This is a genomic window from Janthinobacterium sp. LPB2021202312-11-4, from assembly GCF_037049705.1.
Taxonomy (GTDB): Bacteria; Pseudomonadota; Gammaproteobacteria; order Pseudomonadales; family Pseudomonadaceae; genus Aquipseudomonas.
Map to the genome: position 1 here is coordinate 95,735 of NZ_JBAGKV010000014.1, position 22,972 is coordinate 118,706.

Genomic DNA, 22,972 nt, shown 5'->3' on the forward strand with positions numbered 1-22,972 from the left:
AAAGTTGATCACATGAACCTGAAGTTCCTCGAGACCTTTGTCTGGGTCGCCCGACTCAAGAGTTTCCGCCTGACCGCCGACAAGCTCTTCACTACCCAGGCGTCGATTTCCAGCCGCATCGCGGTGCTTGAAAGTGAGCTGGGGGTGAAGCTGTTCCTGCGCGATTCCCGGGGGGTGAGCCTGACGCCCGAAGGCTTGAAAGTGCTCGAATACGCCGAGCAGATGATGGACACCATGCAGGCGCTCAAGCAGTCGATCGAGACCCGTTCGAGCAAGGTCGGGCGGGTGCGCATCGGCGTGATGGACACGGTGATTCACACATGGCTCAGCCCGTTGGTGGCGCAGATGATGGATCACTACCCACTGGTGGAAATCGAGTTGGTCGCCGATACCTCGCTCAACCTCTGCGATCAGCTGCAAAAAGGCTTTCTCGATCTGATCCTGCAAACCGACCTGCTGCGCCAGGAAAGCGTGCGCAGCCTGGAACTGGCCAGCCACCCGATGGGCTGGATCGTCGCCAGCCATTCCATCTACAACCGCGAGTATTCCGGTTTGGCCGACCTGGCCCGGGAGCGGATCATCACCTACTCGAAAAACTCCCATCCGCATCAGGACATCATGAGCCTGATGCAGGCCAATGGTGTGATGACGCCACGGTTGAACTGTGTGAACTCGGTGTCGGCGATTACCCGGTTATTGCGTGATGGCTTCGGGATTGGCGCGTTGCCGCCGGTGCTGGTGGCCGAGGAGCTGGCGCGGGGGGAATTGACCTTGCTGGCCATCGATCAACGGCCACCGAATTTGCAGGTGGTGGTGTCGTGGCGGGTCGGGGTGGAATGGGTCGAGGAGATGGTGACGTTGTGTCAGCAGGTGCTGGAGGGGTATGCGCGCAAGGTGGGTGAGGGTTACATCGTTTTGAATCGTTAAAGATCAAAAGATCGCAGCCTTCGGCAGCTCCTACGCCGATCTCTGTAGGAGCTGTCGAGTGAAACGAGGCTGCGATCTTTCGCGCATCAAAGCCCACGCACATCCCGATCTTCAATCGGCCGGCTCTGGCGCAGGCGTTTGCCGCCCAGCACCACCCAGTCGATCAACCGGAACAGGCATTCAATGCCGAACGACAGCAGCAACGCGCCGCTCATGCCCCAGATCATCGCTTCCGGCGTCAGCAGGATCTGGTAGCTGTAGCCGTTCCAGGTTTCCTTGCGAATATCCGGGTCAGCGGCCAGCGCCACTTGCAGGAAGCGGATGTACCACGGGCCCTGCATCGCCTGGAACTGTTTATCCAGCGCCAATTGACGGGTCAGCAGGTTGCTCAGGCTGTCGGCATCGCTGCGAAAGATCGGGTCTTCACTCGCCCGATAATGCGCGACCAGCGCCTGCATATCACCCTTGAAAAATTCGTTGGCGGTGCCCTGAAAACCACTCAAACCGGTCTGCGCTTCAATCAGATGCGCTTCGACCCGCTTGGCGTAATCGCTGATGAAGCCCGGCACCTGGACACCGATCAACAGGCCCGCCGCAAACAACACCAGCCGTAGATAACTGAGCAACATGGGGGTGAGTCCTTATTCGGTCTTGCCCTGGCTGACGCATTCACCGCGTCGCCACAGGCTCCATTGGCCCGGTTCGTAGCGGGTCCAGGTTTCGTTTTCGGTCAAGGGTTCGGTGGCGATCACCGTGACCACGTCGTTGGGCGTAGTTTCGGCCTGGAAATCGACGATCACATCGACGTCCTTCAAGCGCGCCGGGCCAAATGGTGCGCGGCGGGTGATCTGCGCCAGTTTGGTCGAGCAATAGCAGAACAGCCAGTCGCCGTCGCTGAGCAGGCAGTTGAACACGCCTTTGCTGCGGTATTCGGCGCAGGCGGCCACCAAGTCCGGCAGTAATTCTTCGATTTCCACCGGTTCAGGGAACGCTGCACGAACGCGGTTGAGCAAATCGCAGAACGCCGCTTCGCTGTCGGTATCGCCGACCGGGCGGTAAAAACTTTTGATGGGTTCAAAGTCCGCAAGTTGGCCGTTATGGGCGAAACACCAGTTACGCCCCCACAACTCCCGGACGAACGGGTGAGTGTTGGACAGGCAAACCTTGCCGACATTGGCCTGGCGAATATGCCCGATCACCACTTCGCTCTTGATCGGATAACGCTGCACCAGGTTGGCCACTTCAGACTCGCAGCTGGCCGCCGGGTCCTGGAACAGGCGCAGACCACGGCCCTCGTAGAAGGCGATGCCCCAACCGTCACGGTGCGGCCCGGTACGCCCGCCGCGCTGCATCAGCCCGGTGAAGCTGAACACGATATCGGTCGGGACATTGGCGCTCATGCCCAATAACTCACACATGCTCGGACTCTCGCTTCAATGCAGGGGCACCGTTACAAACGCGGTTCGATGCGCGAACGCTGGGGATTGTTCGGGATCGGTGGCCGGCCGTAGCGATCATCGCCGGCGACGCCGAACGGTTGATCGTCTTCACGTTCGTCAGCCTTGATCGCAGCCTTGGCGGCCGCCGCCTGTTCCTTACGCGCATTGGCCGCGCGCTCGATCGGCCAGCGGATCAGCACCAGGATCAGGTACAGGCCGAAGGCGATCATGCTGTACATGAACAGATCGGAAATCGCCCGCCAGGCGTTGTTGCCCACTTTGAACGCCAGGTCCAGCGCCGTAATGGCGATGGCCGGGGCAACCTTGTCCTTCACCGGATCGATGATGGTCGGGCTGAACAGCAACACCGCCATGAGCAGCCGCAGTGGCTCGCGCAGGTAGCGCCACATCCAGCGGGTCAAGCGCATCCACACCAACAGGCAGCCTAAAGCGGCAAAGGCGTAGAGGCCCCAAGCGATCAGATAGTCGTTCTCGGTCATGGTGTCCATGGCAAGGCAGGCAAAGAGGCGCTTATAGTAACGACTTTTCGCCTGTCAGGCTTGTCCCAATACCAGCCTGCTACGCGCAGCCCCTGTGGGAGCGGGCTTGCTCGCGAAGAGGGCGTGTCAGTCGACATCATTGTTGTCTGATACACCGCTTTCGCGAGCAAGCCCGCGCCCACAAGGATCTGCAGCGGCATCAAGCCCCGCGAAACCCTTATTCCGTACATTGTTCGAGAGCCCTCCATGCCCGTATCCGCCAACGTCACCAGCGCCCCGATTGCCCACAAGGCCGAAGGTTCTGACCCGTATGCCTGGCTCCAGGAGCGCGACACCGACGCGGTGCTCGACTACCTGAAGGCTGAAAACAGCTATCAAGAAGCGCAAACCGCCGATCAGGCCGGGCTGCGCGAAACCCTGTTCGAAGAGATCAAGGGCCGGATTCTCGAAACCGACCTGTCCCTGCCCTCGCCTTGGGGCCCGTACCTGTATTACACGCGCACCACGGCCGGTGACGAATACGCCCGCCACTACCGCTGCCCGCGCCCGGCCGATGACAGCCTGCTCATCGATGAAAGCCAGGAACACCTGCTGCTGGACCCGAACGAATTGGCCAATGGCGGCTTTTTCTCCCTCGGCGCGTTCAGCATCAGCCCGGATCACCAGCGCCTGGCCTACAGCCTCGACACCACGGGCGATGAGGTTTACACGCTGTTCGTCAAGGAACTGTCCAACGGCAAGGTCAGCGAACTGGAGTTCGAAGACTGCGACGGCAGCATGACCTGGGCCAACGACAGCCTGACGCTGTTCTTCGGTGAACTGGACGACACCCATCGCCCGCACAAACTGATGCGCTATCGCCTGGACGGCACAGCGGCCGAAGAAGTCTTCCATGAGCCGGACGGCCGGTTCTTCCTGCATTGCTACCGGTCCAGCTCCGAGCAGCAATTGCTGTTGTCCCTGGGCAGCAAGACCACCAGCGAAGTCTGGGTGCTCGACGCCTTCCAGCCGCACCAGGCCTTTACCTGCCTGGCGCCACGGGTTGAAGACCACGAGTACGACGTCGATCACGGCGCCCTCGACGGTCAATGGACCTGGTTTATCCGCACCAACCGCGATGGCATCAACTTTGCCCTGTACACCGCCCTCGATACCGGCGTGGCGCCGACCGAGGCCGACTGGCAGAACCTGATCCCCCACAGCAACACGGTGATGCTTGAAGGCCTGAGCCTGAACGTCGAAGCCGTGACCCTGAGCCTGCGAGAAGGGGGGTTGCCGATCATTGAGGTGCGCCCACAAGGCCTGACGCCTTATCGGGTGCAATTACCGGACGCGGCCTACAGCCTGCATGTGCAGAACAGCCTGGAATTTGTCAGCGACAAAATTCGCCTGCGCTACGAAGCGTTGAACCGTCCGGCGCAGGTCCGCCAGTTGGACCTGGCCACGGGCGAGCAGAAAGTGCTCAAGCAAACCCCGGTGCTCGGCCCGTTCGACGCCGATGCCTACGTCAGCCAACGCCTGTGGGCGACCGCGCCGGACGGGACGCAGGTGCCGATCAGCCTGGTGGTTAAACGCGAAGCCCTCGGCAAGCCGACGCCGCTGTATCTGTACGGCTATGGCGCGTATGGCGAAAGCCTCGACCCGTGGTTCTCCCACGCCCGCCTGAGTTTGCTGGATCGCGGCGTGGCGTTTGCCATCGCCCACGTGCGCGGCGGTGGTGAACTGGGCGAAGCCTGGTACCGCGCCGGCAAGCAGGAGCACAAGCACAACACCTTCAGCGACTTTATCGCCTGCGCCGAACACTTGATCGCCAACGGGTTGACCACGCCGTCGCAATTGGCGATCAGCGGTGGCAGCGCCGGGGGGTTGCTGATCGGCGCGGTACTCAATCAACGTCCGGAGCTGTTCGCGGCGGCGATTGCCGAGGTGCCGTTCGTCGATGTGCTCAACACCATGCTCGACCCGGACCTGCCCCTGACCGTCACCGAATACGACGAATGGGGCAACCCTGAAGAGCCAGACGTCTATGATCGGATCAAGGCCTACGCCCCGTACGAAAACGTCAGCGCCCAGGCCTATCCGGCGACCCTGGTGATCGCCGGCTACAACGACAGCCGCGTGCAGTACTGGGAAGCGGCCAAGTGGGTGGCGAAATTGCGCGCGACCAAAACCGACGACAATCCCCTGTTGCTCAAGACCGAGTTGGGTGCCGGGCATGGCGGAATGAGCGGTCGATATCAGGGATTACGTGACGTAGCCCTCGAATACGCATTTGTTTTCAAGGTTTGGGGCATTGCCTGAGGAACTTGGCCCGGTGTTCCGGTCTTAAGACCAGTACGCCGGGCCCAATGCCACATACATCCCGCTGTAGGAGCATGGCTTGCCCGCGATGACGGTATCACTGACGACTACTATGTTGAATGTGAGGGCCTCATCGCGGGCAAGCCATGCTCCTACAGGGACGCGGCGAGCCCGAAACAGCAACAGACCACAAAAAAAAGACCGTGACGACATGTCAGAACCGACCTTACTGAACAACGAAATTCGCGACTGGCTGATGGACTGCGGCCTGTTCAATCAACTGCTGCCCGCCGACTTCGCCGCCGCTTCCGGCTACTTCAGCATCAGCACCATCGCCCAGGGCGAAGAAATCTTTCACGAGGGCGATGCCGGCAGTTTCATGTGCATCATTCACACCGGCCAGGTCTCGGTGCAAAAGACCACCAGCGACGGGCAAACGGTGATCATGGCCACCCTGCGCAGCGGTCGGGCGTTCGGCGAGATGGCCGTGCTCGACGGCGAACGGCGTTCGGCCAGTTGCGTCGCGGCGAGCAACTGCCAATTGCTCAACCTGGGCAAGGACTCGCTGGAAAAAATGCTCAACGACGCACCAAAAATAGCCGCCAAGATCATCCGCGCCCTCGCCGTCTCCCTGTCCAAACGCCTGCGCATGGCGGATGGGCAGCTACTGTCGCAACAGATCTAACCACCCGGCGATTTGATCTTCGTACTGTTCTGCTCAAGGCCCGGCAACGGCTGGTCCTTGGACGGCGGGCTGGGCATTTCAATCGGCACAAGGGGCGGGCCGCCGCTGCCCGTTCCGGTCCTGGGCACGCTGGTGGGGGTGATCTGCGGGTACGGCGTGGGGGTCGCGGTGCCGGGCGAACCGGGCATCGGCGCAGGGCTGGTGGGGATGGTTTGCTGCTCCTGGGCCTGCACTGCAGTTATCGAGAGCGCGGCCAAGGCAATGACCGTTAGAATGGTGCGCTTCATCAATGGCTCCGTTGGCCTTGTTGTCTGCCTGCAGGCTACTCCCAACGGCGTCCGTTTGCCTTATGCCAATTTTTTCCAAGAGCCTCCCATGAAACGTTTCGTTCTGCTCGACACCGCCCCCATCCCTGAAAACGGCGGTGCCCTGTGCCTGTTCGAATACGGTGAAGATTTCGTCATCAAAATCCAGGGTGGCGACGGCGGGCAATTGATGAACACCCGCATGCACGGTTCCGAAGACGCCTTGGCCGAGATCCCCTGCCGCAAAGTCGCCGGCCGACCGAACTCCCGCGTGTTAATCGGTGGCCTGGGCATGGGCTTCACCCTCGCCTCGGCCCTCAAGCATTTGGGCAAGACCGCTGAAGTGGTGGTCGCCGAACTGGTGCCCGGTGTGGTCGAGTGGAATCGCGGACCGCTGGGTGAGAAGGCTGGCAACCCGCTGCTCGACCCGCGCACGGTGATCCGCATGGAAGACGTGGCCAAAGTGCTGCAAGCCGAACCCCAGGGTTTCGACGCGATCATGCTCGACGTCGACAACGGCCCCGAAGGCCTGACCCAGCGCGCCAACAGTTGGCTCTATTCCTCCGGAGGCCTGAGCGCCTGCGCCAAGGCCCTGCGGCCCAAAGGCGTGCTGGCGGTGTGGTCGGCCAGCGCTGACAAGCAATTTTCCGACAAGTTGAAGAAGGCCGGCTTCAAGGCCGAAGAAGTCCAGGTCTTCGCCCACGGCAACAAAGGCACGCGCCACACCATCTGGATTGCCGAGAAGCTCAAGGGCTGAGCTAAACTCCGTTTATTACCGTCATTAGTCTTTTACAAAGGTGAACCCATGAGTTCGTCCACCCCGACCAATACCTCGAAGCTGGATCGCATCCTCGCCGACAACCAGCGCGACAAGGAAATGGGTTACCGCGACAAGGCCCTGAAGATGTACCCGCACGTGTGCGGCCGCTGCGCCCGTGAATTCGCCGGCAAGCGCCTGAGCGAACTGACCGTGCACCACCGCGACCACAACCACGACAACAACCCTCAGGACGGCTCGAACTGGGAATTGTTGTGCCTGTATTGCCACGACAACGAACACTCGCGCTACACCGACCAGCAGTACTTCCACGAAGGCTCCCTGAGCACTCCGAAAATCGCCAAGGCCACGCACAACCCGTTTGCGGCACTGGCCGGGCTGATGAAAAAAGAAGAAGACTGACCTCATCTCCTGTGGGAGCGGGTTTGCTCGCGAAGAGGCCGTCAGATTCAACATCCTCGTTGACTGACACCCCGCCTTCGCGAGCAAGCCCGCTCCCACGGTCGTTTCGTGTTCCCACCGGCAATTACTTGCCGCTCCCGGCAATCGTTGCCGCATCACAAACATGTCAAAACCGCTACAAACCCGTCGTCAAACTGCCCATCCCCCTACTGGCACTGTTCTTGCGATGTATCAGCATCAATACACTCAAGGCAGTGAACGATGAACGTCTCCTCAACCTTCAACAGCCCCGCGATGCTGGCTTATGGCGCGGCTGCCCAGGCCAAGGCTAAAACCGCTGCCACCGAGCAGGCGAGCAACGACGCCAAGACCGGCGACGCGGTCAGCCTCTCGAAAAAATCCACCGACTACAGCGGTTCGATCGGCAACAACACGCCGTACTTCCCGGTGCGTGCCGGCATGAACGCCGATGCCCTGGTGCTGGGCGTTACCCAGCCAGGCGCGGTGTCCAGCTCCAAGGACAAGACCTTCGCGGACGTAGCCGTGGACGCGCGCAAACGCATGGACGACAAGTACGCGCAGATGAAGGCCGGCGAAAAGCCTTACACCGGCAGCGTTGAAGACAAGAATGCGTTGATGGGCGACCTTGATCGACGCTCGCTGAACGCCGTGGCCACCAATGAAGGCGGCAAGTTTTCCGCCGATGAGCAAGCCGCGGCCACTGCGCTGATGCAGCAGCAGGCACGGCTGGCGGCGGGTCACTACAGCGGCCCCGAAGATCAGAAGAAAAACTGGAAAGACCCGTTTACCAACGACCCGATCGGCCGCGCCAAAGCCGCGCTGAATTTCCTCGACAACATGAGCCCCGAGGAAAAGACCAAGCCCGAATGGTTGTCCCAGCACCAGACCTTGCAGGACGCCCTGGCTCAGTACGACAAGGGTGATGTCGCCGCCGGGGGCAAGAAGAAGGACGGGCACTTCAACAACCTGGCGGAAATCCTCGCGGGCGTCGATACCAGTGGCACGGGGAGTAAAAACCCGGAGAGTTCCAAGATTACCAATGCGCCGAGTTCCATGATGGACAAGCTCAAGGCGTTCCTGCCCGCGACGAAGTAATCCCCCTCCTACTACAAATCTCCTGTGGGAGCGGGCTTGCTCGCGAAAGCGGTGTGTCAGAAAACAATGATGTCGACTGACACATCGCTTTCGCGAGCAAGCCCGCCCCCACAGGTGGATTGCGGTAGACCATGAGAAAGCGCCGGGGCGCTTTAGCGCATTTCGTTTGTACCGCGCATGAAACTTTCCTCAGCAAGTCGATCACCGTTTATTGGCAAAATCGCGGCATCCGGAACGCTTTACAGGTACCCGACATGTCCCGAATTTTGACCATTGAAGACGATGCCGTGACCGCCCGGGAAATCGTCACCGAGTTGCAAAGCCACGGGTTTGAAGTGGATTGGGTAAGCAATGGCCGCGAAGGCCTGGTGAGTGCGGTCAGCGGCAATTACGACCTGATCACCCTCGACCGCATGCTCCCCGAGCTCGATGGCCTGGCGATTGTCACCACGCTACGCGCCATTGGCGTGACGACGCCGATCCTGATGATCAGCGCCCTCTCCGACGTCGACGAACGGGTGCGCGGCCTGCGCGCCGGCGGCGATGATTACCTGGCCAAGCCGTTCGCCACCGACGAGATGGCGGCGCGGGTCGAGGTGCTGCTTAGACGCAAGAGTCCGGTCCAGGCCACCGAAACCATCCTGAGGGTCGCCGACCTGGAACTGGACCTGATCAGCCACGAGGCCCACCGCGCTCAACAGCCGCTGAACCTGTTGCCCACCGAGTACAAATTGCTGGAATTCATGATGCGCAATCCGGGGCAGATCCTGTCGCGGATGATGATTTTCGAAGAGGTCTGGGGTTATCACTTCGATCCGGGGACCAACCTGATCGACGTACATATTGGTCGCTTGCGCAAGAAGATCGATCCGCCGGGGCTGACCCCGTTGATCCGCACCATGCGCGGGTCGGGGTACGTGATTGCCGAGCCGCTTTAAACGCTGGCTACGCCCCCTCGCCACAACGGTGGATGGGCCTGAAACATCGCACTCCCGGCCAATCCCCGTATAATTGCGCTTTTTTCCCGAAGGCACCCCGCTCGTGGCAGATAAACGGTACAGCTGCATTGGTTTGTATAACCCCAAGTCACCGGAGAACGTCGGTTCGGTGATGCGCGCCGCTGGCTGCTACGGCGCGGCGTCGGTGTTTTACACCGGCAAGCGCTATGAACGCGCCGCCGACTTCGTCACCGATACCAAGCGTGTGCATTACGACATTCCGCTGATCGGCATCGACGACCTGAAAAAAATCCTGCCACTGGGTTGCACGCCGGTCGCCGTGGAACTGGTCGAAGGCGCCCGCTCCCTGCCGGAATACACTCACCCCGACCGCGCGCTGTATATCTTCGGCCCGGAAGACGGCTCCCTGGATCAAGACATCCGCGACTGGTGCGAAGACGTGATCTACATCCCGACCACCGGTTGCATGAACCTCGCGGCCACGGTCAACGTCGTGCTGTACGACCGCATGGCCAAGGGCTTGAACACCCGCTCCGGGCCGAAATTCCGCTGATTCGCCGCACATCCGATGGAACAAGCGGCCCGCCTCGGCAGTCAGCTTAACTATCCACTATTGCCTGGAGACAGATCATGAGCGAACTCAAACGCGTAGAGCGCATTCAATCCACCCCGTTCCAGACCTACCCTGACCAGAACGTCGAAGGCTGGGAGCGCATCGGTTCACTGGCCGGTGGCGTGGTGATGGTCGGCAAGGGCCTGCGGCGTGGCGGCGTGTTCGGTTTGATTCAAGTGGCAATTGGCGGCGTTGCGCTGGCCCGTGGCATCACCGGGCACAGTTCGGTGAAAAGCCTGCTGGAGAAAAGCCGTCAGGATATGAACAACGTGCGGGCGAAGATTCAGCGTGCGGGTGAGGAACTGAGCCAGTTGAAGGCCAATGCCGAGGCGGCGACCAAAACCGCGACCGTGACCGGCAATGATTCGTTGAAATCACCGAAAGCTTAAGGTCAAAAGATCGCAGCCTTCGGCAGCTCCTACGCAGGGTTTTGTGTACTCCCTGTAGGAGCTGCCGAAGGCTGCGATCTTTTACTGCAACAACTCACTATCAAGCACTTTCGAAGACTCGCCGATCACACTTTCGCTGAGCTGAACAAACGCCTTGGTATCCACGCTTTCCAAATGCATCGCCCCGCGCTGCACATCATCGAGCGAGCGCTTGTTGCGGGTCTTCAAGCGAATCTCGCGGTCCAGTTCCTGAAGCAGCAACACAGCCTTGGCGATCTGCGCCGAATCAATTGGCGAACCGCGCAAGGTCGTGACCTTCTGGCTGTCCCTGGCCAGCTTCTTCTGCAACCCCTCGTAGCGCTCGTCACTCATGCCGCCGGCACGGCGCACCAGTTCGATGGCGTAATACTCGGCCAGGCCTTCGCTGATCCAGTCACTGCGCTGCTGATCGTTGATCCGCCCGAAGACTTGGGCCAATTCACGCACCAACGCACTGCTGCCACTTTCGCTGACCAGCGGCAAACGGCTGTTGAGGTAGATCGATTCCCGCGCCGCCAGGCTGCCACGCCACATCGGGTCGCTGGCGCCGACGATCAACAACTTGCTCGGGTGACGGGGGAACACCGCCTGGACTTGCGGCCAGACGAACGTCAGCAGCGTCAACACGTCCATGCGGCGCATGCCCTGGCCGATCGGCGAGGCGACGGTGACTTCGGTTTCGCCCAGGCGCGTGCGGCGGCTGCCGAGGTGGCCGGCGAGCATCCAGCCGGTGGGTCGGTCGAACAGGCGCGAGACGTTATCGATACGGAATTTGTTCTTGCCGATTCGTGGCCAAGCGGTTTCGACGCTTTTCCAGCCACTGGGCAATTCGAATTCAAGGCGTGACACCAATTCGATGCCGTCCTGTTGATCGAGTTTGGCCGCTGGCACCAGATCGTCACCACGCATCAACGCCCAGTTCGCGGTCATGCGTGTGTCGAAGCTGCCGTTTTTGCGCCCGTGGCCGATGCGCACGCGGTAGGTCAGGCTGGCCTTGTCGGCAGCCGGGCGCCAGACGCCACGGGCCGCGTTGCCCGGCGTGAGCTGCCACTGGCCGTCAGCCTTGAAGTCGCTGTAGTGGCTGCCGTCGCCCAGGTCAAAGTCGAGGCTGCGCACCGCCGAGCCTTGGGCCAGGGTCAGGCGTACTTCGGCCTGGTCGCTTTGTGGCAACAGGCGCACGTGGTAATCCAGATCGACTTTCTTCGCCGCCCACACCGATGAACTCAGGGCCAGCACGCCAAAAGCCAACGCCAGCCGCAATCCCACAGCCATACACACTCCTTCGTGACGGATTAACACCGCAGGCTTTTAGCCCGCCCGAAAAATCAGATGATCTTCCCAATCATCCTCGGCCACGCTGCCTTCGGCCAGCATGCGCCCGGACTGGGAAATGCGTTCGTGGTGCACCGCGTCGCGATCACCGCACACCAGGTGATGCCACAGCGGCAAGTCCTTGCCTTCGCTGACCAGCCGATAGCCGCAGGTCGGCGGCAGCCACTGGAATTCTTCAGCCTTGCCCGGCGTGAGCTGGATGCAGTCCGGCACGAAGTCACGACGGTTCGGGTAGTCGGTGCACTGACAGGTTTTCAAGTCCAGCAGTTTGCAGGCGATGCGCGTGTAGTAGACGCTGTTGTCTTCTTCATCTTCGAGCTTTTGCAGGCAGCACAGGCCGCAGCCGTCGCACAGCGATTCCCATTCCTGGGGATCGAGTTGATCGAGGGTTTTGCGCATCCAGAACGGTTCGACTTTGGCGGCCATGGTTCGAGCATCAACATCAGGTGGTGAAAAGGCCGCCAGTCTAGTGCCCAAGGCCTTGCGGGCCAAGCGTTGGCGACTGTCGGTAGATCTTCACTTGTCAGTTTTTGCGCCGCCGGGTAGCTTTGCCAGTCGCAACGAGCCAAACCCGAAGGCCATTAACGCTCAACCGCGTTGCATTCTGGTGAACTGCCACGGCTCAAGAAAACCCCATTGCTCAGCTCAACTGCGCCCGCCGGTTTTTACTTCGATTGTCCTACTCAACCGTTGCAAAGGAATCTCTGCATGAGTGCCAACCCACGCGTCGCCGATTACGCCATTCACCCTCAGTTCACCGATCGCTGGTCGCCACGGGCCTTCACCGGTGAAAGCATCCCGGAAGAAACCCTGCTGAGCTTCTTCGAAGCCGCGCGCTGGGCGCCGTCGGCCTACAACTCGCAGCCTTGGCGGTTTCTCTACGCGCGCCGCGATACGCCGAACTGGGAGCGTTTCCTGGGCCTGCTGAACGAATTCAACCGTGGCTGGGCACAACACGCCTCGGCGCTGGTGATCGTGATCTCGAAAACCACCTTCGCCGTGCCTGGCGCCACGGAAGAAACCCCGGCCCTGTGGCACACCTTCGACACCGGTTCGGCCTGGGGCCATCTGGCGCTGCAAGCGAGCATCAGCGGCTGGCACACCCACGGCATGGCCGGTTTCGACCAGGAACTGACCCGCAAAGAACTGAACATTCCCGAAGGCTACGCGCTGCACGCAGCGGTAGCGGTGGGCAAACTGGGGGATAAAGCGACGCTGGCGGAGTACCTGCAAGCCCGTGAAGAACCGAGCCCGCGCCGTCCGTTGAGCGAATTGGCAGCGGAAGGTGATTTCAGCCTTTAAAAGCAAAAGATCGCAGCCTTCGGCAGCTCCTACACGCCTGTGGCGTTGCCGCAGGCTGCGATCTTTTTGGTAGCGCCTCAATAGCCGCGATCGAAATCCACTTCGCCGCGCAACGCTTGGCCCGCCTCATACGCCCGCAGGTTTTCGACAAACAGGTTCACCATCATCGATGGCGAGGTCGGTGCGGAACTGTGGCCGGTCAGCAGCAAGCCCCACGCCGTCCAGAACGGATGCCGTTGCGGCAACGGTTCCTGTCGGCAGACGTCGATCACCGCGCCCGCCAAATGCCCTTCTTTCAAGGCTTCGACCAGATCCGCGTCGACCACCGCCACACCGCGCCCGACGTTGATGAACACGCCGGTCGGCTTGAACTGCTTGAACAGCGCCGCGTCGTACAGGTCATGGGTGTTCGGGGTGTTGGGCAGCAGATTGACCACGTAATCCACTTCACCGACCAGACGCGGCAAGTCGCTCAGCGCGCCGACTTCAACAAATGGCGCCTGCTCCCGGGCTTCGCTGGCGATGCCGTACAACTCGACGCCAAACGGCACGAGGAATTGCGCCACCGTCTGACCGATATCGCCGGTGCCGACGATCAGCACCTTGCGCCCGGCCAGGCTTTGGCCCAGGCGATTGTCCCACTTGCGCTCGACCTGGCTGACCAGCCGCGCCAACACTTCGCGCTCATGGCCGAGCATGTAGGTCAGGACGTATTCAGCCATGACCTGACCGAAAATCCCAACTGCCCGGGTCAGACGATAGTGACGCGGCAAGCCATCAGCCAGCAGCGGCGTGATGCCCGCCCAGGTCGATTGCAACCATTGTGGCTGGTGGCCCTGACGCAGCAGGTTCGCCAGCAAGTCCGGCTGACCGAGCCAGATCGGGCAATCGGCGGCCTGACGCGCCAGTTCGGCAGAATCGCCACTGGTCAGTACTTCCAGCTCAGGCGCTGCCTGACGCAACAGTTGGGCGTAAACAGGGTGGTCGTGTTCAGCAATCAGAACGCGCATGGTTCAAACCTTTCAAAAACAGTGCAGACGGCCACGGTCGGAGTCACGCTCCAGCGTCGTGGCCATCGTCAAAATTATTCCAGTCTTTCATACAGGTTCTGAACAGAACCTGTCTGCCGATCACATCGGGTCGTTGCGGCGCAGTAATTCTTCGGGCAAGTGTTCGATGTACTCGTCTTCGGCCGGCGGCATTTGCAGGTGGTAGCCCTGCTTTTCGAGGTTTTCCAGGACCACGGTGATGTCCTCGCGCGACAGTTTGCGCTCGGGGGTCAGCACCAGGTCGAAGGCGTGATGGGGCTTGCCGAACGCCGCCATCAGCGATTCCGGGACGCGCTCCAGTGCATCGCTTTTGAGCACATAGAGGTACATCTCGTTTTTCTTCAGGCTGCGGTAGATGGAGCAAATACGTTTCAAGGCTGTTCTCCGGCGGTGGCCAGGCTGTCGAGCAGCGCTTGGCCCATCAATTCGCGGCGCCAGCCACGCAGCGAATCAGGCAATTGGTAAGGACCGTTGGGGTAGCCGCTCTTGAGCAGCGCTTCCAGGGTTTTCTTGCGCAGCATCAGTTCCGGCGCGATGTTCAGGCGCTCGGCTTCGGCCTGGCCGATCGCGCGCAGTTGCTTGACCAGCGCGGCGGCGTCCACCGGCAACGGCTCCGGCACGGCGGGCGGCCATTGATCTGGCGACACACTGCCAGAGCGCTTGATCAGATCAAGCAGAAATTCACCGTCCTGACGCACGGTACGCGGGTGCATGTCTTCGATTTTCGCCAGCGCACCGAGGTTGTCCGGTTGCGTACGGGCCAACGGCCACAGGGAATGCTCACGAACGATGCGGTTGCGCGGCAGATCCCGGGCGCGGGCTTCGTGCTCGCGCCAGGCGCAGAGTTCGCGCAGTACCGCGAGTTGCGCGCGGGACAGCTTCCAGGCCAGTTTGGCTTCGCGGTAGACCTCGTACGGGTCGACCTCGCGGCGCAGGTTGGCGACCAGTTCGGCGCCGTCCTCCAGCACCCAGTTGTACTTGTCTTCAGACAGCTTGGGTTGCAGACGAACGAACACTTCTGCCAGGTGCAGGGCGTCTTCGGCGGCGTAGCTGATCTGGGTGTCCGACAGCGGACGTTGCAGCCAGTCGGAACGGGTCTCGCCCTTGGGCAGGTCGATGCCGAGCACTTCCTGCACCAGCCGCGAATACCCCATGGAGAAACCCAGGTTCAGGTAGGCAGCGGCCAGTTGTGTATCGAACAGCGGCGCCGGCAGGCTGCCGGTCAGGCGCAGCAGGACTTCGAGGTCTTCGCTGCACGCATGAACGACTTTGACCACCGCCGGGTTTTCCAGCAGCGCGGCCAGGGGTTGCCAGTTGTCGATGGTCAGCGGGTCTATCAGGTAAGCGCGTACGCCATCGCCGATCTGCAACAGGCCGGCGATCGGATAAAAGGTGTCGACCCGCATGAATTCGGTGTCGAGGGCAACGAATGGCAGCTGCTGCCACTCGGCGCAAAACTGACCGAGGCTATCGTTGTCGCGAATCCAGTGAATATCGATGGCCACACGGCTCTCCCTTGAAGAATGGCGCGCAGTATATATCGCCCCCGGCGAATTCCGCGCATCCACTGAACAAGAGCTTTAGCGAAAAGACCTACAGAAAGGCAAGAAATGTCTGACGAAGTGAGGTTAACCAGCCTTACGCAGAACGTAGACCCGCAGTTGCGCGCAACCGGGAAACAAGTCCTGGTGACTGAGCAGGCTGAAACCCGCCTGCCTGAACTCGGCCTCCACCAGGGCTTTGCTCGGCAGCGCCCGGGGCGGATGGCCCTCGGTATCCGCTGAGCGGTGCCCGAAGCGGCTATCCAGCCGGACCGCGACGATCACCGTGTCACGGCTCACGCGGTGGAACTCCCCCAGCATGGCAAGACGATGGTCGGGGCTGGCGATGTGTTGAAACAACTGCATGCACATTATGCAATCCACCGCGTTGGCCGACAGGCCGATGGTGAACGCCGAGCTCTGAAAGGTCTTGATCCGCTTGAGCAAGTCTTGCGGGTGATGGGTGCGGGCGTGATCGAGCATGTCCTGGGACGGATCGGACGCCAGGATCACCCGGTTCCCATGCTCGGCCAGCACCGGCCAGAAACGCCCCACCCCGCACGCCACATCAAGGACCAGACCCGGCTCGCCGGCGACCTTGAGCGCATTGCGTACCAACTGCTCTGAGCGCCAGAACGCCAGGCGCCCGGTCAGGCCACGCGGTTGCGGCTGCAAACAGACGCGAGCGTGTTGCTGGTCGTAGCGCCGGGCGAACTCAAGCTCGATGGCGGATGGGGGCAACGAAGACATGTGCATGGGCTCTTGGTTGGAGGATCTACCGGCCGCAGATTAGCGACCGGCCCGTGAAAAATAAGTCGAAGGCCTCACTTTTTCGCCAGCACGCCGTCGATCACTGGACTACGGCAGCCGGCGAACATGTCCAGGTCTGGGTTGTAGACCTTGCTGTCGACTTCCAGCAGACCAATCATCGAATGAAACAGGTTGTCTTGGCTCAAGGGTTTTTCGCGACTCAGTTGCAGACAATGGGTGTCGACCGAGAACGATTTTTGATAGCTGTCGGAGAACCACGCGAGCATCGCCACATGCTTCTGTTGTTCCGGCGCCATCATGTAAGGCGTGCCATGGAGAAACAGGTTGTATTCGCCCAGGGACTCACCGTGATCGGACAGATACAGCATCGCGGTATCGACTTTGTCCTGGTTGCTGCGCAACAGATCGATCAGGGTCGACAACACGTGGTCGGTATACACCAGGGTGTTGTCGTAGCCATTAACGATACTTTCGCGGCTGCAATTGTTCAGCGCATTGCTTTCACACACCGGCGTGAAGTGTTCGTACTCTTTCGGGTAACGCTTGAAGTATTCCGGGCCATGGCTGCCCATCTGGTGCAATACCAGCACGGTGTCTTTGTCGAGGTTGTCGATAAAGTGCTGCAAACCTTGCAGCAGAATTTCATCGCGGCACTCGCTGCTGGAGCACAACACCGGGTCCTTCAGATTGCTCACATCATCAATGGTCACGCGATCACACGTGCCTTTGCAGCCCGACTGGTTGTCGCGCCAGATCACGTCCAGCCCGGCACGCTTGAGCACGTCCAGCAGGCCTTCTTCATTCTTCGCCTTGCTGGCGTTGTAATCCTTGCGGCCCATGTTGGAGAACATGCACGGCACCGACACGGCGGTTTCCGTGCCGCACGAATGCACGTCGGTAAACGCAATCAAGCCTGCTTCTTTACTGAGTTTTGGGGTGGTGTCGCGGCCATAGCCGAGGATGCCGAAGTTCTCGGCCCGGGCACTTTCGCCAACCACCAGCACCGTCAGGGATTTGCGCCCATGGGCTTGCCAGGTCAGGTCTTTGCGGGCGTCTTCGCCGATCTTGACAAAGGGTTGTTGCACCGACGCCACTTGCTCACGCAAATAACCGACCGAGGCACCGATGTAGTTGCTTGGCACGACCATCAAGTGCAATTCATGGTGATTGCGAAACAACGAAGACAAGCCTTGATAGTTCGCCAGCGCCACGCCACCGACTACTGCAACAGAGGCGACACTCACCAGCACCTTACTTATAAGGTCACGATGCCAGACGCGATAATTGACCGGTGTTTTCCATAACAACCACGACGGCAAAACACCGAGAAACGCAATATAGGCCAACAACTTTATCGACAGTAAGTCGCGCACTTCCGTGGCATTGGTTTCGGCAAAGTTGCGAAACATGCCGGCATCGATCAGCACGCCGTATTGACTCATGAAGTAAGCCACGCCGGCACTGACCATAAAGATCACCGTCAGCAGCGGCTTGAGCACAGGCCGGAACGCCAGCAGGGTCAGGACGATGTTGAAAGCACCCAATACCATGACGCCAAACGCCACGCGCATGGCGATGCCTTTGGCGTCGGAGGCAGTGATTTCGAAAAGGTGTTGCCACAGAACCAGATTGAATCCGGCTAACAAGAAGGCACTGGCAATCAGTGTCACCCACTCGGGGCGCACGGCTTTGAATTTCAACATGCGGATCGACTGTTCCTGAAAAGAAGTGCCGCCGGGAAATGTGAAAATTTCATTTTCCGCGACAGCACAAACTTTAAGCAGGCAACCATCAATTTTTCGTGAAAAAGAAGCCAACGAATAGTTGGCTCAAGATATAGACGCAAATATTCTAAGTTATTTGCAAAACGGTCAGGCTTGGTTCAGGTACCAACGCCAATCCTGCTCCCCGACCTCGCCCATGAACTGCCGATACTCGGCACGTTTCACCGCCAGGTACACCCCCAGGAACTCCCCGCCGAACGCTTCCCGCGCCCAACCCGAGCCTTCCAGCGCCCGCAACGTGGTCAGCCAGTCCGTCGGCAGCAATTCAGTGGCTTGGGCGTAACCGTTACCTTGCACCGGCGCGCCGGGATCGAGTTGCTCGCGGATGCCGCGATGAATACCCGCCAGGATCGCGGCCGCCGCCAGATACGGATTGGCGTCGGCGCCGCAGATCCGGTGTTCGATGTGTCGGGAAAATGCTGGCCCGCCAGGAACTCGCAAGCTCACGGTGCGGTTGTCCACGCCCCAGGTGGCGGCCAGCGGCGCGTAGCTGTTGGTCTGAAAACGTCGATAGGAGTTGGCGTTCGGACAAAACAGCAGCAGCGAATCAAGCAAGGTGCTGAGCATGCCGCCCACCGCGTGCCTGAGCAGCGGCGTGCCGTCGGGCGCTTCGCTGGCGAACAGGTTGTTGCCGTCCTTGTCCGCCAGGCTGACATGCATGTGCATGCCGGTGCCGGCCAGGTCATCGAACGGCTTGGCCATAAAACACGCCGCCATCCCGTGCTTATGGGCCACGCCTTTGACCAAGCGTTTGTAACGCACCGCTTCGTCCATGGCCTGCAAGGCGTCGGTGCGGTGTTCGAGGGTAATTTCGACCTGCCCCGGCGCGTATTCGGAAATCGCCGTGCGCGCCGGAATCCCCTGAAGTTTGCAAGCGCTATAGAGATCGGAGAGGAACGGTTCGATCTGCTCCAGTTCGCGCAAGCCGTAAACCTGGGTCGCCCGAGGTCGCCCGCCGTCCACGTCCCGCGCCGGTTGCGGCCGACCGCTGCTGTCGCGCTTCTGGTCCAGCAGGTAGAACTCCAGCTCCGCCGCCATCACCGGGTAATAGCCGTCGGCCTGCAACCCCTCGATGACTTTCGCCAGCAAGTGCCGGGGGTCGGCGATGGTCGCCGGCATGCCTTCCTTGGGGTGCATGCTGACCTGCACCGCCGCCGTCGGAATCAGCCGCCACGGCATGCGCTGCAAACTGCCACTGACCGGATAGGCGCGGCAGTCGATATCGCCAACGTCCCACACCAGCCCGGAGTTTTCCACGTCATCGCCGTTGATGGTCAGGCCGAGAATGGTGCTGGGCAGCGGCCGGCCACTTTCGTACACCGCCAGCAGTTCATCGCGATGCAGCAACTTGCCCCGGGGCACACCGTTGTTGTCGAGGATGAACAGCTCGAACATCTCGATATCCGGGTTCAGCTCCAGAAAGGTCAGGGCTTCTTGCTTCGTGGCGAAGGAGGTCGTGGCACAACTCATGGGAATTCTCTTTTTTCCGCGTCAGGCAAACGCGCAGGCGTCGCCGCTTTGATCCCGACGCATAGCGCAGGACCTGTAGGAACAATCAACGGAAAATGCGGGAATCCGGCGGGCGGGCATGACGGCAATGCCACAGCGCCCAGAAGGCCAGTTCGGAAGGAAGTGCAGAGAGGTTGGGCGCGGTGGCAGGCATGAACCGACGACCAAGGCTGGACGCACACGCGCCGCTGGATGCCTGGTGGTGGAGTTCGATTGGCCAACCGTCCATAGAAAAAACCGCAGAAAACAGATGAGCCGCAGCGTCACACGGGTGGATGAGGCGTTAAATCGGGATTTGAAGAACTTTGGTTGCGGGTTGGCTAAACATTGTGGACGCCGCTAAAAGATCGCAGCCTTCGGCAGCTCCTACGGGTTTAACCGTTCTCTGTGAGAGCTGCCGAAGGCTGCGATCTTTTAACTATTTAATTTCTAAATACCACTCCAGACTTTCTGATTTGCCCCCAACCTGCCCCTCCCGCCTAATCAGGGCCTTGTTTTTGAAAGGCCTGCTCATGGAAAACGTTCGCGTAACTGCCCGCCCTGCCCTGTGGTTGATGGTCAGCATCATTCTCGTGGCGCTGAACCTGCGCCCTTCGATGGCAGCGGTGGGCCCGTTGCTGACCGGGATACGTGGCGACATCCCATTGAGTTTCAGCCTCGCGTCGCTGCTCACCATGCTGCCGGTGATGGCCATGGGGTTGGCGATGTTCTTCGGCATCGGCATCAGCCAGCGCCTGGGCGAGCAGCGCACCGTGGTGCTGTCGCTGCTGATTATTGGTCTGGCCACGGTGTCGCGATTGTTCCTCGACTCGGCAGCCGAACTGATCATCAGCGCCATCGCTGCCGGCATTGGCATCGCGTTGATCCAGGCGCTGATGCCGGCGCTGATCAAGTCCCGCTTCAGCGATAACGTGGCGGTGTGCATGGGCCTGTACGTCACGTCGATCATGGGCGGCGCGGCGATTGCGGCCTCATTTGCACCGCTGGTGATGACCCGAACCGGCAGTTGGCGCGTGGGTTTGGCGATCTGGGCGGTACTGGCGCTGGTGGCGTTGCTGTTCTGGATCGCACAGCGCAAAGGCATACCGACGCTGCCAGCGCAGGCCGCGCGCAATGAATCCTTCTTCAGCAATTCCCGCGCCTGGCTGCTCGCAATCTTCTTCGGCCTGGGTACGGCGTCCTACACGTGCGTGCTCGCCTGGCTGGCGCCGTATTACGTGGAAAAGGGCTGGAGCGAACAGAGCGCCGGGTTGCTGCTGGGCTTTTTGACGGCGATGGAAGTCATCTCCGGCCTGCTGACCCCCGCGATCGCCAACCGCAGCCGCGACCGTCGGCTGGTACTGGTGGTGTTGCTGGGGCTGATCATGGTCGGTTTCTGCGGCTTGATTCTCAGCCCGCAACACCTGAGCCTGCTGTGGCCCTGCCTGTTGGGGCTGGGTATCGGCGGGCTGTTCCCGATGAGCCTGATCGTGTCGCTGGATCACCTGGACAACCCGCGCCGGGCCGGTGGCCTGACCGCGTTCGTGCAAGGTATCGGTTACTTGATCGCCGGCCTCTCGCCGCTGATTGCCGGGGTGATCCGCGACCAGCTCGGCAGCTTCGAATGGGCCTGGTGGGCACTGACTGGCGTGGTGGCGCTGATGATCCTGATGGTCCTGCGCTTCGATCCACGGCACTATGCCCGGCACATTCACTGACCGGCCCGCAGCAGTAATGGCCTCTGGCCGTACTTCCATGGAATAAATTCACAGGTCGTGTTCGCAACATTATCTGTCCCACAACTGACCATGAAATGTCCTACAAGGCATTCTCCTGGCACCATCGTTCCGTTAGGATCGTTCGCACACGTTTGCGCACAGTCAGCGCAAGGAGCACAGCGAGACAGAACGGATGCTAAACAGTAACTTGCTTAGAAAGCTCGATATGCAAGACCTCATGGTGTTTATCGCCGTGTATGAGCAAAGCAGCGTCACCGGTGTGTCGGAGGCGCTCTTCGTCAGCCAGTCCACCGTCAGTTACTGCCTGAAAAAACTGCGCACCAGTTTCGAAGACGAGTTGTTTATCAACACCCGCACCGGCATGCGCCCCACCTATAAAGCCAGCACCATGTACCCCAACGTGCTGAAGATCCTCGAAAGCATCAACTTGTGCCACACCAGCGCCCAGGCGTTCGATCCGACCTCGCAACCGGTCACCTTCAACATCTGCGCACCGGAATACTTCGAGCAGTTGATTTTGCCGCGTCTGTTGAAGCGCTTCGATTTCGCCGACCTGCCGGTGATCGTCAACATGCACAAGTTCGAAACCGATATCCCGGCCGAAGATTTGCGCGACGGTAGCCTCGACCTGGTGATCTGTTTCGGCCCGAACTTTCATCGCAACCACCCGGAGTTCAAATCCCGGATGCTGCTTGAGGATGACCTGGTGTGCATCTTCGACAAACGCGCCACGCCGCTGGAACCGCGTTTAAGCCTGCAAGCCTTCACCGAACGCCGGCATGTGTTCCCCACGCCATGGACGTCCACCACCAACATGGTCGATGGCTGGCTCGCGCGGCAGGCACAAAAGCGCCAGATCGTGGCACGATCCAACAGCTACAGCGCGGCGCTGAAGATGATCACCGGCACCGATTTCATCCTGACCCTGCCCCGGCGCATCCAGCGTCTGCTGGCCAACGAGGCGGTGTTCAAGCATTGCGAAGCACCCAACGGCTTACCGGGTTTCACCCTCGACATGCAGTGGAGCCAAAGCCTGGATCAAGACAGCGCCAACATATGGCTGCGCGAACAAGTGATCCAGGCCTGCGCCGAGCAGCTAGCCGCCTGAGACTCAGTGACCGATGGCGGTCTTGGTGTAGGACTCGCGGTCGATGTCGAGGATTTCGACGCACAACTGGACTTCCACACCGGTCGGCCATTCACACAAATCCTGCACCACGGCCAACAGACTGTCGGACAGCTGTTTCTTGATCTGCGCCGAGCGACCGCTGAGCAACGCCAACTTCACGTGCACGAACGCCCGTTCGCCCAACCCGGTACCGACCTTGAAGGTCTCGACTTTGACTGCGCGGCTCTTGATGTCGAACTCCGCCGCAAACTGACCGGAACCCACCAACGTATTGTTGAGCCGGATCAACGCCACATCGGCATTCAATTCAGGCAGGTTGGCGGTGTATTCCATGTGCAGATGAGGCATGACAGTGCTCCTGAGGTTTGGCAGAAAGGGCCTACA

The 22,972-nt window shown here is 60.4% G+C and carries 26 protein-coding genes; 12 read left to right on the forward strand and 14 right to left on the reverse strand.

What is annotated here, in order from left to right; all coding sequences use genetic code 11:
- The first annotated feature begins 12 nt into the window (after positions 1 to 12).
- Positions 13 to 927: a LysR family transcriptional regulator gene (locus tag V5E99_RS16475; protein WP_499803384.1), complete on the forward strand. Its 915-nt coding sequence runs from the start codon at positions 13 to 15 to the stop codon at positions 925 to 927.
- Between the two features lie 86 nt (positions 928 to 1,013).
- On the opposite strand, the gene V5E99_RS16480 is transcribed toward V5E99_RS16475, so the two are convergent.
- Genes V5E99_RS16480 through V5E99_RS16490 form a run of 3 tightly spaced genes read right to left on the reverse strand, consistent with a single transcriptional unit; the run spans position 1,014 to position 2,875 of the window.
- Positions 1,014 to 1,556, reverse strand: a complete 543-nt coding sequence (locus V5E99_RS16480) for a DUF2937 family protein (RefSeq protein WP_499803385.1) — start codon at positions 1,554 to 1,556, stop codon at positions 1,014 to 1,016.
- 12 nt (positions 1,557 to 1,568) lie between these two features.
- Entirely contained in the window at positions 1,569 to 2,345 is a 777-nt protein-coding gene (locus V5E99_RS16485; RefSeq protein WP_054049027.1) for a class II glutamine amidotransferase, read from the reverse strand.
- 32 nt (positions 2,346 to 2,377) lie between these two features.
- A complete protein-coding gene (locus V5E99_RS16490) occupies positions 2,378 to 2,875 on the reverse strand; it encodes a hypothetical protein (protein ID WP_499803386.1) in 498 nt (165 codons plus the stop codon).
- A gap of 237 nt (positions 2,876 to 3,112) precedes the next feature.
- On the opposite strand from V5E99_RS16490, the gene V5E99_RS16495 reads away from it, so the two are divergent.
- Both V5E99_RS16495 and V5E99_RS16500 read left to right on the forward strand, forming a co-directional pair.
- A complete protein-coding gene (locus V5E99_RS16495) occupies positions 3,113 to 5,167 on the forward strand; it encodes a S9 family peptidase (protein ID WP_499803387.1) in 2,055 nt (684 codons plus the stop codon).
- A 211-nt stretch (positions 5,168 to 5,378) separates the two neighbouring features.
- Positions 5,379 to 5,852 carry a cyclic nucleotide-binding domain-containing protein gene (locus V5E99_RS16500; protein ID WP_499803388.1) on the forward strand — a complete coding sequence of 158 codons (474 nt, stop codon included), beginning with the start codon at positions 5,379 to 5,381 and terminating at the stop codon, positions 5,850 to 5,852.
- Here the strand turns inward: V5E99_RS16500 and V5E99_RS16505 are convergent.
- Positions 5,849 to 6,139: a hypothetical protein gene (locus tag V5E99_RS16505; RefSeq protein WP_499803389.1), complete on the reverse strand. Its 291-nt coding sequence runs from the start codon at positions 6,137 to 6,139 to the stop codon at positions 5,849 to 5,851. The genes V5E99_RS16500 and V5E99_RS16505 overlap by 4 nt on opposite strands.
- Before the next feature lie 88 nt (positions 6,140 to 6,227).
- Between V5E99_RS16505 and V5E99_RS16510 the strand changes: the two genes are divergently transcribed.
- The 6 genes from V5E99_RS16510 to V5E99_RS16535 all read left to right on the forward strand — a co-directional run bounded on the left by V5E99_RS16510 (position 6,228) and on the right by V5E99_RS16535 (position 10,414).
- The gene (locus tag V5E99_RS16510; RefSeq protein ID WP_123410584.1) at positions 6,228 to 6,914 is read left to right on the forward strand and encodes a spermidine synthase; all 687 of its coding nucleotides are present in this window, start codon (positions 6,228 to 6,230) and stop codon (positions 6,912 to 6,914) included.
- A 48-nt stretch (positions 6,915 to 6,962) separates the two neighbouring features.
- On the forward strand, positions 6,963 to 7,337 hold the full coding sequence (locus V5E99_RS16515; protein ID WP_499803390.1) for a YajD family HNH nuclease: 375 nt from the start codon (positions 6,963 to 6,965) through the stop codon (positions 7,335 to 7,337).
- 261 nt (positions 7,338 to 7,598) lie between these two features.
- Positions 7,599 to 8,453: a hypothetical protein gene (locus V5E99_RS16520; protein ID WP_499803391.1), complete on the forward strand. Its 855-nt coding sequence runs from the start codon at positions 7,599 to 7,601 to the stop codon at positions 8,451 to 8,453.
- A gap of 254 nt (positions 8,454 to 8,707) precedes the next feature.
- Positions 8,708 to 9,391, forward strand: a complete 684-nt coding sequence (locus V5E99_RS16525; protein ID WP_499803392.1) for a response regulator transcription factor — start codon at positions 8,708 to 8,710, stop codon at positions 9,389 to 9,391.
- A 103-nt stretch (positions 9,392 to 9,494) separates the two neighbouring features.
- Positions 9,495 to 9,965, forward strand: a complete 471-nt coding sequence (locus V5E99_RS16530; RefSeq protein ID WP_201195200.1) for an RNA methyltransferase — start codon at positions 9,495 to 9,497, stop codon at positions 9,963 to 9,965.
- A 77-nt stretch (positions 9,966 to 10,042) separates the two neighbouring features.
- A complete protein-coding gene (locus V5E99_RS16535) occupies positions 10,043 to 10,414 on the forward strand; it encodes a YgaP family membrane protein (RefSeq protein ID WP_499803393.1) in 372 nt (123 codons plus the stop codon).
- 81 nt (positions 10,415 to 10,495) lie between these two features.
- On the opposite strand, the gene V5E99_RS16540 is transcribed toward V5E99_RS16535, so the two are convergent.
- Together V5E99_RS16540 and V5E99_RS16545 are read right to left on the reverse strand one after the other, a co-directional pair.
- Entirely contained in the window at positions 10,496 to 11,725 is a 1,230-nt protein-coding gene (locus V5E99_RS16540) for a hypothetical protein (RefSeq protein ID WP_499803394.1), read from the reverse strand.
- Positions 11,726 to 11,761: 36 nt separating this feature from the next.
- Complete coding sequence (locus V5E99_RS16545) at positions 11,762 to 12,211, reverse strand: YcgN family cysteine cluster protein (RefSeq protein WP_499803395.1); 450 nt, start codon at positions 12,209 to 12,211, stop codon at positions 11,762 to 11,764.
- Positions 12,212 to 12,493: 282 nt separating this feature from the next.
- Between V5E99_RS16545 and V5E99_RS16550 the strand changes: the two genes are divergently transcribed.
- On the forward strand, positions 12,494 to 13,087 hold the full coding sequence (locus V5E99_RS16550) for a nitroreductase family protein (RefSeq protein WP_499803397.1): 594 nt from the start codon (positions 12,494 to 12,496) through the stop codon (positions 13,085 to 13,087).
- A 77-nt stretch (positions 13,088 to 13,164) separates the two neighbouring features.
- Here the strand turns inward: V5E99_RS16550 and V5E99_RS16555 are convergent, their stop codons facing one another.
- The 7 genes from V5E99_RS16555 to V5E99_RS16585 form a co-directional block, all read right to left on the reverse strand.
- Positions 13,165 to 14,097: a D-2-hydroxyacid dehydrogenase gene (locus V5E99_RS16555; protein WP_499803398.1), complete on the reverse strand. Its 933-nt coding sequence runs from the start codon at positions 14,095 to 14,097 to the stop codon at positions 13,165 to 13,167.
- A 120-nt stretch (positions 14,098 to 14,217) separates the two neighbouring features.
- Positions 14,218 to 14,511 (reverse strand): YcgL domain-containing protein, encoded by a 294-nt coding sequence (locus V5E99_RS16560; protein WP_007898694.1) that lies wholly within the window; start codon positions 14,509 to 14,511, stop codon positions 14,218 to 14,220.
- The gene (gene rnd / locus V5E99_RS16565) at positions 14,508 to 15,641 is read right to left on the reverse strand and encodes a ribonuclease D (protein ID WP_499803399.1); all 1,134 of its coding nucleotides are present in this window, start codon (positions 15,639 to 15,641) and stop codon (positions 14,508 to 14,510) included. The genes V5E99_RS16560 and rnd overlap by 4 nt, the downstream gene beginning before the upstream one ends.
- A 123-nt stretch (positions 15,642 to 15,764) precedes the next feature.
- Entirely contained in the window at positions 15,765 to 16,427 is a 663-nt protein-coding gene (locus tag V5E99_RS16570) for a class I SAM-dependent methyltransferase (protein WP_499803400.1), read from the reverse strand.
- Positions 16,428 to 16,501: 74 nt separating this feature from the next.
- Positions 16,502 to 18,151 carry a phosphoethanolamine transferase gene (locus tag V5E99_RS16575; RefSeq protein ID WP_499803401.1) on the reverse strand — a complete coding sequence of 550 codons (1,650 nt, stop codon included), beginning with the start codon at positions 18,149 to 18,151 and terminating at the stop codon, positions 16,502 to 16,504.
- A gap of 168 nt (positions 18,152 to 18,319) precedes the next feature.
- Entirely contained in the window at positions 18,320 to 19,702 is a 1,383-nt protein-coding gene (locus V5E99_RS16580) for a glutamine synthetase family protein (RefSeq protein ID WP_499803402.1), read from the reverse strand.
- A gap of 85 nt (positions 19,703 to 19,787) precedes the next feature.
- Positions 19,788 to 19,970 carry a hypothetical protein gene (locus tag V5E99_RS16585; protein WP_499803403.1) on the reverse strand — a complete coding sequence of 61 codons (183 nt, stop codon included), beginning with the start codon at positions 19,968 to 19,970 and terminating at the stop codon, positions 19,788 to 19,790.
- Between the two features lie 283 nt (positions 19,971 to 20,253).
- Here V5E99_RS16585 and V5E99_RS16590 point away from each other — a divergent pair, with 283 nt between their 5' ends.
- Both V5E99_RS16590 and V5E99_RS16595 read left to right on the forward strand, forming a co-directional pair.
- A complete protein-coding gene (locus V5E99_RS16590; RefSeq protein ID WP_499803404.1) occupies positions 20,254 to 21,438 on the forward strand; it encodes a cyanate transporter in 1,185 nt (394 codons plus the stop codon).
- A 226-nt stretch (positions 21,439 to 21,664) separates the two neighbouring features.
- Positions 21,665 to 22,567 (forward strand): LysR family transcriptional regulator, encoded by a 903-nt coding sequence (locus tag V5E99_RS16595; protein WP_499803405.1) that lies wholly within the window; start codon positions 21,665 to 21,667, stop codon positions 22,565 to 22,567.
- 3 nt (positions 22,568 to 22,570) lie between these two features.
- Here V5E99_RS16595 and V5E99_RS16600 read toward each other — a convergent pair whose 3' ends face one another.
- A complete protein-coding gene (locus V5E99_RS16600; protein ID WP_499803406.1) occupies positions 22,571 to 22,936 on the reverse strand; it encodes a 5-carboxymethyl-2-hydroxymuconate Delta-isomerase in 366 nt (121 codons plus the stop codon).
- Positions 22,937 to 22,972: the final 36 nt, after the last annotated feature.

Bases quoted from the DNA above. Each gene is read 5' to 3' on its own strand.
- V5E99_RS16475 (WP_499803384.1), top strand. From the start codon at position 13: ATGAACCTGAAGTTCCTCGAGACCTTTGTCTGGGTCGCCCGACTCAAG.
- V5E99_RS16480 (WP_499803385.1), bottom strand. From the start codon at position 1,556: ATGTTGCTCAGTTATCTACGGCTGGTGTTGTTTGCGGCGGGCCTGTTG.
- V5E99_RS16485 (WP_054049027.1), bottom strand. From the start codon at position 2,345: ATGTGTGAGTTATTGGGCATGAGCGCCAATGTCCCGACCGATATCGTG.
- V5E99_RS16490 (WP_499803386.1), bottom strand. From the start codon at position 2,875: ATGGACACCATGACCGAGAACGACTATCTGATCGCTTGGGGCCTCTAC.
- V5E99_RS16495 (WP_499803387.1), top strand. From the start codon at position 3,113: ATGCCCGTATCCGCCAACGTCACCAGCGCCCCGATTGCCCACAAGGCC.
- V5E99_RS16500 (WP_499803388.1), top strand. From the start codon at position 5,379: ATGTCAGAACCGACCTTACTGAACAACGAAATTCGCGACTGGCTGATG.
- V5E99_RS16505 (WP_499803389.1), bottom strand. From the start codon at position 6,139: ATGAAGCGCACCATTCTAACGGTCATTGCCTTGGCCGCGCTCTCGATA.
- V5E99_RS16510 (WP_123410584.1), top strand. From the start codon at position 6,228: ATGAAACGTTTCGTTCTGCTCGACACCGCCCCCATCCCTGAAAACGGC.
- V5E99_RS16515 (WP_499803390.1), top strand. From the start codon at position 6,963: ATGAGTTCGTCCACCCCGACCAATACCTCGAAGCTGGATCGCATCCTC.
- V5E99_RS16520 (WP_499803391.1), top strand. From the start codon at position 7,599: ATGAACGTCTCCTCAACCTTCAACAGCCCCGCGATGCTGGCTTATGGC.
- V5E99_RS16525 (WP_499803392.1), top strand. From the start codon at position 8,708: ATGTCCCGAATTTTGACCATTGAAGACGATGCCGTGACCGCCCGGGAA.
- V5E99_RS16535 (WP_499803393.1), top strand. From the start codon at position 10,043: ATGAGCGAACTCAAACGCGTAGAGCGCATTCAATCCACCCCGTTCCAG.
- V5E99_RS16540 (WP_499803394.1), bottom strand. From the start codon at position 11,725: ATGGCTGTGGGATTGCGGCTGGCGTTGGCTTTTGGCGTGCTGGCCCTG.
- V5E99_RS16545 (WP_499803395.1), bottom strand. From the start codon at position 12,211: ATGGCCGCCAAAGTCGAACCGTTCTGGATGCGCAAAACCCTCGATCAA.
- V5E99_RS16550 (WP_499803397.1), top strand. From the start codon at position 12,494: ATGAGTGCCAACCCACGCGTCGCCGATTACGCCATTCACCCTCAGTTC.
- V5E99_RS16555 (WP_499803398.1), bottom strand. From the start codon at position 14,097: ATGCGCGTTCTGATTGCTGAACACGACCACCCTGTTTACGCCCAACTG.
- V5E99_RS16570 (WP_499803400.1), bottom strand. From the start codon at position 16,427: ATGTCTTCGTTGCCCCCATCCGCCATCGAGCTTGAGTTCGCCCGGCGC.
- V5E99_RS16575 (WP_499803401.1), bottom strand. From the start codon at position 18,151: ATGTTGAAATTCAAAGCCGTGCGCCCCGAGTGGGTGACACTGATTGCC.
- V5E99_RS16580 (WP_499803402.1), bottom strand. From the start codon at position 19,702: ATGAGTTGTGCCACGACCTCCTTCGCCACGAAGCAAGAAGCCCTGACC.
- V5E99_RS16585 (WP_499803403.1), bottom strand. From the start codon at position 19,970: ATGGACGGTTGGCCAATCGAACTCCACCACCAGGCATCCAGCGGCGCG.
- V5E99_RS16590 (WP_499803404.1), top strand. From the start codon at position 20,254: ATGGAAAACGTTCGCGTAACTGCCCGCCCTGCCCTGTGGTTGATGGTC.
- V5E99_RS16595 (WP_499803405.1), top strand. From the start codon at position 21,665: ATGCAAGACCTCATGGTGTTTATCGCCGTGTATGAGCAAAGCAGCGTC.
- V5E99_RS16600 (WP_499803406.1), bottom strand. From the start codon at position 22,936: ATGCCTCATCTGCACATGGAATACACCGCCAACCTGCCTGAATTGAAT.